At 71.0% G+C, this 10,139-nt stretch carries 9 protein-coding genes; 7 read left to right on the forward strand and 2 right to left on the reverse strand.

Going from position 1 to position 10,139, the window contains the following annotated elements:
* Positions 1 to 84 precede the first annotated feature (84 nt).
* The 3 genes from HNO83_RS04650 (at position 85) to sucB (ending at position 4,656) form a co-directional block, all read left to right on the forward strand.
* A complete protein-coding gene (locus tag HNO83_RS04650; RefSeq protein WP_175336327.1) occupies positions 85 to 1,569 on the forward strand; it encodes a leucyl aminopeptidase in 1,485 nt (494 codons plus the stop codon).
* 106 nt (positions 1,570 to 1,675) lie between these two features.
* Complete coding sequence (gene lpdA / locus HNO83_RS04655; RefSeq protein WP_175336328.1) at positions 1,676 to 3,049, forward strand: dihydrolipoyl dehydrogenase; 1,374 nt, start codon at positions 1,676 to 1,678, stop codon at positions 3,047 to 3,049.
* 80 nt (positions 3,050 to 3,129) lie between these two features.
* Entirely contained in the window at positions 3,130 to 4,656 is a 1,527-nt protein-coding gene (gene sucB / locus HNO83_RS04660) for a 2-oxoglutarate dehydrogenase, E2 component, dihydrolipoamide succinyltransferase (protein ID WP_175336329.1), read from the forward strand.
* A gap of 5 nt (positions 4,657 to 4,661) precedes the next feature.
* On the opposite strand, the gene HNO83_RS04665 is transcribed toward sucB, so the two are convergent.
* Entirely contained in the window at positions 4,662 to 6,203 is a 1,542-nt protein-coding gene (locus HNO83_RS04665; protein WP_175336330.1) for a hypothetical protein, read from the reverse strand.
* Positions 6,204 to 6,318: 115 nt separating this feature from the next.
* On the opposite strand from HNO83_RS04665, the gene lipB reads away from it, so the two are divergent.
* The 3 genes from lipB (at position 6,319) to HNO83_RS04680 (ending at position 8,722) form a co-directional block, all read left to right on the forward strand.
* Complete coding sequence (gene lipB, locus HNO83_RS04670) at positions 6,319 to 6,978, forward strand: lipoyl(octanoyl) transferase LipB (RefSeq protein WP_175336331.1); 660 nt, start codon at positions 6,319 to 6,321, stop codon at positions 6,976 to 6,978.
* Complete coding sequence (gene lipA, locus HNO83_RS04675) at positions 6,975 to 7,964, forward strand: lipoyl synthase (protein ID WP_175336332.1); 990 nt, start codon at positions 6,975 to 6,977, stop codon at positions 7,962 to 7,964. Before lipB ends, lipA begins: the two co-directional genes overlap by 4 nt.
* Positions 7,965 to 8,026: 62 nt before the next feature.
* Positions 8,027 to 8,722 carry a DUF4191 domain-containing protein gene (locus HNO83_RS04680; protein ID WP_175336333.1) on the forward strand — a complete coding sequence of 232 codons (696 nt, stop codon included), beginning with the start codon at positions 8,027 to 8,029 and terminating at the stop codon, positions 8,720 to 8,722.
* Between the two features lie 99 nt (positions 8,723 to 8,821).
* Here the strand turns inward: HNO83_RS04680 and HNO83_RS04685 are convergent, their stop codons facing one another.
* Positions 8,822 to 9,244 carry an RDD family protein gene (locus HNO83_RS04685; RefSeq protein ID WP_175336334.1) on the reverse strand — a complete coding sequence of 141 codons (423 nt, stop codon included), beginning with the start codon at positions 9,242 to 9,244 and terminating at the stop codon, positions 8,822 to 8,824.
* A 174-nt stretch (positions 9,245 to 9,418) separates the two neighbouring features.
* Here HNO83_RS04685 and HNO83_RS04690 point away from each other — a divergent pair.
* Positions 9,419 to 10,139, forward strand: a 721-nt coding sequence (locus HNO83_RS04690) for a glutamine synthetase beta-grasp domain-containing protein (RefSeq protein WP_175336335.1), incomplete at its 3' end; no start/stop codon positions are given.

A 10,139-nucleotide genomic window follows, 5' to 3' on the forward strand; every position in this document is an offset into this window, starting at 1 on the left:
TCTAGAGCGGCATCCCAGAGGCGTGCCCTGCTCAGGACGCTCCGCGGCCACGCCCTCAGCGAACACGCGCGTTAGGGTCGGAGCATGACCGTTCCCTCGCTGACGCTGACCGACGCCCCCACCCCCGCCACCTCCGCCGACGTGCTCGTCGTCGCCGCCCGCGTGGCGCGCGACACCGTCGCCGTGCTCTCGGGCGAACGCCGTGAGGAGCTGGAGCAGCAGCTCCGCGAGGTCGGCTTCGGCGGCGGCCGGGACGAACTGGTGCGGCTGCCCGGTCGTGGCGCCGGCGCCTCCCTCGCCGTCATCGGGCTCCCCGAGGACGGGACGGACGCGCTCCGCTACGCCGCGGGCAGCGCCGTGCGGCAGCTGGCCGGGACGGCGGCGGTCGCCCTCGACCTGCCCGCCGGGGACGCGGTCGAGGTCGGCGCGGTGCTGGAGGGCGCGGCACTCGGCGCGTACGCGTTCACGGAGTACCGCGAGAAGAGCCGCGGGGGCGTCAAGGACCCGGTCGGCTCGATCGAGGTGCTGGGCTCCGCTCCCGGCGCCGAGGCGCTCGTCGCCCGCGCGACCGCGGTCGCCGAGGCCGCCGCGCTGGTCAAGGACCTCGTCAACATGCCCCCGCTCGACCTCTACCCCGAGACCTTCGCGTCGCGGGCGCAGGCCGCGGCGGCGGACCTGCCCGTCACCGTCGAGGTGTGGGACGAGGAGCGGCTCGCGGCGGACGGCTTCGGCGGCATCCTGGGCGTCGGCCAGGGCTCGACCCGCCCGCCGCGGCTGGTGAAGGTGTCGTACGCGCCCGCCGAGGCCGCCCGCCACGTGGCACTCGTCGGCAAGGGCATCACCTTCGACTCCGGCGGCCTGTCGCTCAAGCCCGCGACCGGGATGGTCGGGATGAAGTACGACATGACCGGCGCCGCCACCGTGCTCGCCGTCGCGCTCGCGGCCGCCCGCCTCGCACTTCCGGTGCGGGTCACCGCCTGGCTGTGCCTGGCCGAGAACATGCCGTCGGGCTCGGCCATCCGGCCCAACGACGTGCTCCGTATCCGCGGTGGGCGCACTGTGGAGGTACTCAACACCGACGCGGAGGGTCGGCTCGTGCTCGCCGACGGCCTGGTCGCCGCGAGCGAGGAACGCCCGGACGCCATCGTCGACGTGGCGACCCTGACCGGTGCCGCGATGGTCGCGCTCGGCACGCGTTACGCGGCCGTCATGGGGTCGGACGACCTGGTGGACCAGGTGCTCGCCGCGGGCAAGGAGTCCGGCGAGCTGCTGTGGCCGATGCCGCTCCCCGGCGAGCTTCGGGCCACCATCAACTCCGACGTCGCGGACATCGCCAACGCCAACCCGGGGAACACCGCCGGCGGGGCGCTGCTGGCCGGGGTGTTCCTCCAGGAGTTCGTCGGACGCACCGGCGACGAGGAGGACGCGCCGCGCATCCCGTGGGCCCACGTGGACATCGCCGGTCCCGCCAAGAGCCCCGCGGCGCCCTACGGTTTCACCGGCAAGGGGCCGTCCGCCGTCAGCGTACGTGCGCTTCTGCGTCTGGCCGAGACCATTTCCGGGAAGTAGTAGGGTCGTATGGGCGGGAAATCCCGCCCATCAACACGTCACCCGGAGCCACCCCTCTGGGCGGCAAATCGTGTCACATGATCCTGATGCGCGAGGGAGTAGCTGGGTGTCTGAGCAGAACTTTGACATTGTGGTGCTCGGCGGTGGGAGTGGAGGCTACGCAGCAGCGCTGCGTGCGGCCGAACTCGGTTTCACCGTCGGCATGATCGAGAAGGACAAGGTCGGCGGCACGTGCCTGCACCGCGGCTGCGTCCCGACGAAGGCGCTGCTCCACGCGGCCGAGATCGCCGACTACTCGCGGGAGTCGGCGAAGTACGGCATCGTCACCCAGCTCCAGGGCGTCGACATCAACGGCGTGACCGAGTACCGCACCGGCATCGTCGCGAAGAAGTACAAGGGCTTGCAGGGCCTGGTGAAGGCCCGCGGCATCACGGTCATCGAGGGCGAGGGCCGCCTGGTCTCCCCCACGACCGTGCAGGTCGGCGAGGACCGCATCGTCGGCAAGAACGTCATCCTGGCGACCGGCTCGTACTCGCGCTCGCTGCCCGGTCTGGAGATCGGCGGCCGGGTCATCACCTCCGAGCAGGCGCTCGAGCTCGACTTCGTCCCGAAGAAGGTCGCTGTGCTCGGCGGCGGTGTGATCGGCGTCGAGTTCGCGAGCGTGTGGAAGTCGTTCGGCTCCGACGTCACCATCATCGAGGCGCTGCCGCACCTGGTCCCGAACGAGGACGAGTCGATCAGCAAGTCGCTGGAGCGCGCGTTCCGCCGCCGCGGCATCGACTACAGCCTGGGTGTCCGTTTCCAGGGCGTCACCCAGAACGAGAACGGCGTGGTCGTCACCCTCGAGAACGGGAACACCATCGAGGCCGACCTGCTGCTCGTGGCCGTCGGCCGCGGCCCGCTCACGCAGGGCCTCGGGTTCGACGAGGTCGGCGTCACCATGGACCGCGGCTTCGTCATCACCGACGAGCGTCTGCACACCAACATCCCGGGCGTCTACGCCGTCGGCGACATCGTCCCCGGCCTGCAGCTCGCGCACCGCGGCTTCCAGCAGGGCATCTTCGTCGCGGAGGAGATCGCGGGCCTCAACCCGATCGTCGTCCCGGATGTGAACATCCCGAAGGTGACCTACTGCGACCCCGAGGTGGCCTCTATCGGCCTCACCGAGGCGAAGGCCGTCGAGAAGTACGGCGCCGACAGCGTCAGCAGCTACGACTACAGCCTGGCCGGCAACGCCCGCAGCGAGATCATCGGGACGAACGGCTCTGTGAAGGTCGTCCGCGTCAACGACGGCCCCGTGGTCGGCGTGCACATGATCGGCGCCCGTGTCGGCGAGCTGATCGGCGAGGCGCAGCTTGCCGTCAACTGGGAGGCGTACCCGGAGGACATCGCTCCGCTGATCCACGCGCACCCCACGCAGAACGAGTCGCTCGGCGAGGCCTTCCTCTACCTCGCGGGCAAGCCGCTGCACACCCTCTAGGACGTATCGGGCGGGTCCGCCGTGCGCGGACCCGCCTGCAATAAGCTACTGAACGATCAGGTTTTGAAGGAGAGAAGCTCATGAGCGAATCCGTCAGCCTCCCGGCGCTCGGCGAGAGCGTCACGGAAGGCACGGTCACCCGCTGGCTGAAGAACGTTGGCGACCGTGTCGAGGTGGACGAGCCCCTGCTCGAAGTCTCGACCGACAAGGTCGACACCGAGATCCCGTCGCCGGTCGCCGGCGTCATCGAGGCGATCCTGGTGCAGGAGGACGAGACCGTCGAGGTAGGGACCGCGCTCGTGACGATCGGCGACGGTTCGGGTGCCGGCGCCGAGGCGCCCGCCGCCCCGGCCGCCGAGGCCGCGCCGGCTGAGGCCGCGCCCGCCGAGGCCGCGCCCGCCGAGCCGGCTGCTCCTGCTCAGGAGGCTCCCGCCCCCGCGCAGGCCGCTCCGGCCCAGGAGGCACCGGCTGCTCCGGCGCAGGAGACCCCTCAGGCCGCTCCCGCGCAAGAGTCCGCGCCCGCGCCGGCCGCCGCCGCTCCCGCGGCTCCGGCACAGGAAGCACCCGCCGCTCCGGCTCAGGCCGCACCGGTTCAGGCCGCTCCTGCCGCCGCCCCCGCTCCGCAGGCTGCCGCTCCGCAGGCCGCCGCCCCGGCGGCCCCCGCTGCCCCGGCCGCCGCTCCTGCATCATCGGGCGGAGCCCACGCCGGCAACGCCGGCTACGTGACGCCGATCGTCCGCAAGCTCGCGAACGAGCAGGGCGTCGACCTCTCCACCGTCACGGGCACCGGCGTCGGCGGGCGCATCCGCAAGGAGGACATCCTCTCGGCCGCCGCTCCCGCCGCCTCTGCCTCGGCTCCCGCCGCCGCGGCTCCGGCCCCCGAAGTCTCGCCGCTGCGTGGCACCACGCAGCCGATGTCGCGCCTCCGCAAGGTCGTCGCCGAGCGCGCCGTCGTCTCGATGCAGTCGACCGCGCAGCTCACCAGCGTCGTCGAGGTGGACGTGACCAAGGTCGCCGCCCTCCGCGATCGCGTGAAGGGCGACTTCCTGAGCAAGACCGGCGTGAAGCTCTCCTTCCTGCCGTTCTTCGCGCTGGCCGCCGCCGAGGCGCTGAAGACCTACCCGGTCATCAACGCGACGGTCGACGGCGACAGCATCGTCTACCCGGACCACGAGAACCTCTCGATCGCCGTGGACACCGAGCGCGGCCTGCTCACCCCGGTGGTGCGCAATGCCTCGGAGCTCGACATCGCAGCCCTGGCGAAGGAGATCGGCGACCTCGCCGAGCGCACCCGCGACAACCGGCTGAAGCCGGACGAGCTCGCCGGCGGCACGTTCACGCTGACCAACACCGGTTCGCGCGGCGCACTGTTCGACACCCCGCTCGTGTTCCTGCCGCAGGTCGCGATCCTCGGCACCGGCATCGTGACCAAGAAGCCGGTCGTCGTCTCGGCCGACGGCAGCGACTCGATCGCCATCCGCTCGACCGTGTACCTCGCCCTCTCGTACGACCACCGGATCGTGGACGGCGCCGACGCGGCCCGCTTCCTCGTCGCGGTCAAGAACCGTCTCGAGGGTGGCAACTTCGAAGGCAATCTCGGGATCTGATCGCCTCACGGGAACACCGCCCGTAGCCGCCAACCGGCCTCGCTCCTCACCAGCAGGAGCGAGGCCGGTTCGCTTTTCGGCGTGCGCGACGCGTCCGGCGAGATCGCCACCAACGCCGCATCGCCCCAGCGCTCCACGAGAGAGAGCTGAGCGCCTCTGTAGTCGCGTTCGTCCGCCGCCCCCGCTCTGCCGAGGGCTGCCGCCTCGCCCGTCCGCAAGGCGCCTCCGGCTTCGAGCACGTCGTCGAGGCAGGCCGGGACTGCCGGCTTCACCGAGAAGCAGGCTTTCCGGGCGTCCAGCAGCGTGACCGCTGCGTCCACCGGGTCGTCGCTGTCAGCGCGGGGCTTCTCGCCCTCGGGTGCCGCGTCCGTCCCGGCTTCCCCACCGCCCTCCGCCGCCGGGGTGGAGGCTGCACCGGAGTCGGCGACCGGCGTTCCCGTCCCCACGGACCGCCCCTCTACCGCCGCCGAACGGCCGACCGATGGAGCGCTCGTCGCGGTCGACTGGCTCACCGCCGCGCTGGGAGCGGGCGCACCCGGGATAAGCGCGACCGCTGCCAGTGCGGCGATGACGGGCACGGCGGCGAACACGGCCAGGGCAGGTCGCCTGCGCACGGCAGCGAGCAGCCGCGCACCGACTCGGTGAAGGGGACGGTCATCGAGCAGGTCGACGACCGCAGCGAGGCGCGGAGCACGGGCCTGCTCGCTGCCGCTCGGACGAGCCAGTGCCGGGGCGCGAGCGGAACCGCCGACGTCGAGGGCTGCCGCCGCGTTCGCCGACGACGCGTCGGACGACGCCTCCCCCTCGGCCGTCAGCTTCACGGCGACCGGCCGGGCCACCGCCGCCACCGCCTCCGCCACCGCGGACCACCGCCCGCTGCGGAGCGCGCCCTCCACCGCGGCCAGAAGGCGCATGCCTGAGCCGTCGACCACGCGCAGGCATAGCCAGCGAGCGAAAGCGTGGTACGCCTCCGCATCGGCCACCGCGGCCTCGGGCTGCAGCGCCACGACCATGTCGAGGATTCCCAGAGTCGGGCATCCGTCGGCAGCGAACTCCACGCCCTCCAGTGACAGGGTCGGCCCGGCCCAGCCCGCCGCGTGCAGGGCGGCGATCCCCCGCGCGACGCAGAGCAGCACCGTCGCGGCCTCGCCTCCCGGTACCCCCGAGCGGCGCGCGATCAGCTCCGCCAGCGTGCCGCCGGGAGCGTCGGCGAGCAGAACCGCATCCACCTCGCGGCCGCGGACCTGGCGTCGGCCCACCTCCTTCACGAGACCGACGACATGCTCGCTCGCGGCCTGCCTCCGCGCCGCAAGCTCGCGCTCGGCCGACGGCCCTGTCTCGCCGGGCCGCCGCTCGCGCACGCGCAGTCGCGCCCGTCCATCCAGCGCGGCTCCCGTCAGCGGCAGGAACACTCCCCCGCCCGGGTCGTCTGCCGGCGGGCCCGCCGCCTCCCACCCTTCGGCGCGCGCCCAAGAGGCCGCGATGCGGTGGAGCTCCGCGCGGTCGGCAGCGGGACGGGAGCTGGACGAGGCCATGATCGGAGTCATGCCCTCATCCCAGTCGATGCGGGCAAGCCGGCGAGCGGCATCCGGAGATCTGTGGAGAAGTCGCGCCGTCGTGGAGCTGTGCGCACCTTCCCGAAGCCCGACGTAGACTGACCGGGTGACCACGTATGACGTCACGGGGCTAAGCGCCAACTCCGTGCCGTATCTCGAGGCCCTTCAGCAGCAGCGTGCCGTGCACGCCGCTGTCGTCGCAGGCCAGGCGCCCGATACCGTCATCCTCCTCGAGCACGAGCCGGTGTACACCGCCGGCAAGCGCACCTCCCCGGACGAGCGTCCCGACCACGGCACCCCCGTCGTCGACGTCGACCGCGGGGGCAAGATCACCTGGCACGGGCCGGGGCAGCTCGTGGGGTACCCGATCCTCCGACTCCACGAACCCGTCGACGTGGTCGGCTACGTCCGTGCGCTCGAGCGCGTCCTCATCGACGTGCTCGCCCGCCTCGGCGTGACCGGCGTGCAGATCGAGGGCCGGTCCGGCGTGTGGATGCGCCCGGAGCACAACCCGGGAGCGCAGCAGGACGAGAAGATCGCCGCCATCGGCATCCGAGTCGCCGAGGGCGTCACCATGCACGGCTTCGCCCTCAACTGCTCCAACGACCTCGCCGCGTACGACCGGATCGTCGCCTGCGGCATCCGCGACGCCGGAGTCACCACGATCTCCCGCGTCCTCGGCCGCACCGTCACGCCGCAGGAGGTCGCGCCGCTCGTCATGGAGGCCTTCGACCTCGAGTTCACCACCGCCGAGGCCGTCGCGTGAGCGCCGTACCCGAGGGGCGCCGGATGCTGCGCCTCGAGGTCCGCAACGCCCAGACGCCGATCGAGCGCAAGCCCGAGTGGATCAAGACCAAGGCGAAGATGGGCCCGGAGTACCGGCAGCTGCAGTCCCTCGTGAAGACCGAGGAGCTGCACACCGTCTGCCAGGAGGCCGGCTGCCCGAACATCTACGAGTGCTGGGAGGACCGGGAGGCGACCTTCCTCATCGGCGGCTCCCAGTGCACCCGCCGCTGCGACTTCTGCCAGATCGACACCGGAAGGCCCGCGGACTTCGACCGGGACGAGCCGCGGCGCGTCGCCGAGTCCGTCCAGCGGATGGGCCTGCGCTACGCCACGGTGACCGGCGTCGCGCGCGACGACCTGGAGGACGAGGGGTCGTGGCTGTACGCAGAGACGATCCGCGAGATCCACCGCCAGTCGCCGGGGACCGGGGTCGAGATCCTGGTGCCCGACTTCTCCGGCAACCCGGAGTACCTCGGCGAGGTCTTCTCGGCGCAGCCCGAGGTGTTCGCCCACAACGTCGAGACGGTTCCGCGCATCTTCAAGCGCATCCGGCCCGCGTTCCGGTACGAGCGTTCGCTCGACGTGCTGACCCAGGGACGCGCGGCGGGCCTCATCACCAAGTCCAACCTGATCCTCGGGATGGGCGAGGAGCGGCACGAGGTCAGCGCCGCCCTCCGCGACCTGCACGACGCGGGCACCGACATCCTGACGATCACGCAGTACCTGCGGCCGAGCCCGCGGCACCTGCCGGTGGCCCGATGGGTGCACCCGGACGAGTTCGTGGAGCTCAAGCAGGAGGCGGAGGAGGTCGGCTTCCTCGGCGTGCTGGCCGGCCCGCTCGTTCGGTCGTCGTACCGTGCCGGGCGGCTCTGGGCGCAGTCGATGCAGGCGAAGGGACGGCCGGTCCCGGACGAGCTGAGGCACCTCGCCGACGCGTCGCTCGGCTTCGCGCAGGCGGTCTCCTGACAGCACTCTCCCAGCGGCGAACAGGTCATCTGGAGGACCCGCGAGCCGGTATCCTTGGTGGTATGGCAAAGGACAAGTCCACCAAGGAGCCCGGCCGTCTGAAGCAGATGTGGCAGGTCTTCCAGATGACCCGCCGGTACGACGACCGCGCGCTGCTGTACATCGTCCTCGGGGTTGTCCTTCCCATCGTCGCCGGCGTGCTGCTCGCGATCTTCCTGTCCGGCGGCAATGTCTTCACGATGGTGCTGTGGATCGTCGCGGGCGTGCTCGCGGGCGTCCTGATCGGCCTCATCATCCTGGGCCGGCGTGCCGAGCGCGCGGCCTACTCGCAGATCGAGGGCCAGCCGGGCGCCGTCGGCGCCGTGCTGCGCTCATCGCTCAAGCGCAGCTGGCGCGGCTCCGAGATGCCGGTGGCCGTCAACGGCAAGACGCAGGACGCGGTGTACCGGGCGACCGGGCGCGGCGGCGTCGTGCTGATCAGCGAGGGTCCGGCGACGCGCACCAAGCGCATGGTGGACGAGGAGCGCCGCAAAGTGAACCGCGTGCTGCCGAACGTCCCCGTCACGATCATCACCGTCGGGCCGGACGCCGACTCGGTGCCGCTGCACAAGGTCCCGCGCACGCTCGCCAAGATCAAGCCGACCCTCACCAAGGCCGAGGTCATCGCGATCAGCAACCGTCTCCAGTCCATGGAGAACCAGATGCCGATCCCGAAGGGCATCGACCCGATGAAGGTCCGCGCGCAGCGCGCCCGCTGACCCGCGCTCCCTGCGCCCAAGCATCCACTCCGCGAAGACTGCACGGAATCCGCCCGGATCCGTGCAGTCTTCGTGTACTCGACGGTGGGGATGCGGCAGCTAGGCGCGGATGAGGACGGTTCCGGCGATCTTGTCGTGGAAGCCGCGCTGGTCGGAGTCCCAGACCAGCGCCGGGATCACGATGCACAGCAGCAGCGTCCGGACGATCGGCCGCCACACGCCGACCCAGCCGCCACGGACCGCGACGACGCGCATCCCGACGATGCGGTGCCCGATGCTGCCGCCGATCGTGGGGATGAACAGGATCTGCAGCACGGCGAAGATCGCGATCGTCGCCCAACTGTCGTAGCGGAAGAACGCGAACGACAGGAACGATGCGATCGCCCAGTCGATGACGATCGCCCCGATGCGCCGCCCGACCCGGCCGATCGACCGCGGGCCCGACTCGGGGAGGCCGAGGCGCTCCCCCGGGTAACGGCTGGGGGCGATGTCGCCAGGGCGGTTCGACGGGTTCTGGGGCACCAGCCGAGTCTACCGAGCGCCGTTCGCGCCGACCTGGACGCCCCATCCCCGTCCGGGGTACACGTAACATGCCGGAAACATTCGCGTGACCGCGGGGAAACGGCCTCCCCCTAGCGTGGTCGGTGGACTGCATGCGCAGTCCGGTCACCCGCAAAGCCATTGGGAGTCGTCCGTATGTTCCGTGATTCTTCCGAGGTGCTCAAGTTCATCAAGGACACCGACGTCAAGTTCCTTGATATCCGCTTCACCGACCTTCCCGGTGTGCAGCAGCACTTCAACATCCCCGCCTCGACCGTCGACGAGGAGTTCTTCTCCGTCGGCCAGCTGTTCGACGGCTCCTCGATCCGCGGCTTCGCGTCGATCCACGAGTCCGACATGCAGCTCATCCCGGATGTGTCGACCGCCTACATCGACCCGTTCCGTGCCGAGCGCACCCTCATCATGGTGTTCGACATCTACAATCCGCGCAACGGCGAGATCTACGCGAAGGACCCGCGCCAGGTCGCGAAGAAGGCCGAGAAGTACCTCGCGTCGACCGGAATCGCCGACACCGCGTACTTCGCCCCGGAGGCGGAGTTCTACATCTTCGACGACGTCCGCTACGAGGTGAAGCAGAACTCCAGCTTCTACTCCGTGGACTCGGAGGAGGGCGCCTGGAACTCCGGCCGTGTCGAAGAAGGCGGCAACCTGGCGAACAAGACCCCCTACAAGGGCGGCTACTTCCCCGTCTCCCCCGTCGACAAGCAGGCCGACCTGCGCGACGACATCTCGCTGAAGCTGATCGACGCGGGCCTCATCCTGGAGCGCGCGCACCACGAGGTGGGCACCGGCGGCCAGGCCGAGATCAACTACCGCTTCGACACCATGGTCCACGCGGCGGACGACATCCTGAAGT

It is taken from the genome of Leifsonia sp. C5G2 (assembly GCF_013359685.1).
Taxonomy (GTDB): domain Bacteria; phylum Actinomycetota; class Actinomycetes; order Actinomycetales; family Microbacteriaceae; genus Leifsonia.

What these genes read in the sequence shown, in the direction of transcription:
- HNO83_RS04680 (WP_175336333.1), top strand. Translation starts at nt 8,027, where the DNA reads ATGGCAAAGGACAAGTCCACCAAGGAGCCCGGCCGTCTGAAGCAGATG.
- sucB (WP_175336329.1), top strand. Translation starts at nt 3,130, where the DNA reads ATGAGCGAATCCGTCAGCCTCCCGGCGCTCGGCGAGAGCGTCACGGAA.
- HNO83_RS04650 (WP_175336327.1), top strand. Translation starts at nt 85, where the DNA reads ATGACCGTTCCCTCGCTGACGCTGACCGACGCCCCCACCCCCGCCACC.
- HNO83_RS04665 (WP_175336330.1), bottom strand. Translation starts at nt 6,203, where the DNA reads ATGACTCCGATCATGGCCTCGTCCAGCTCCCGTCCCGCTGCCGACCGC.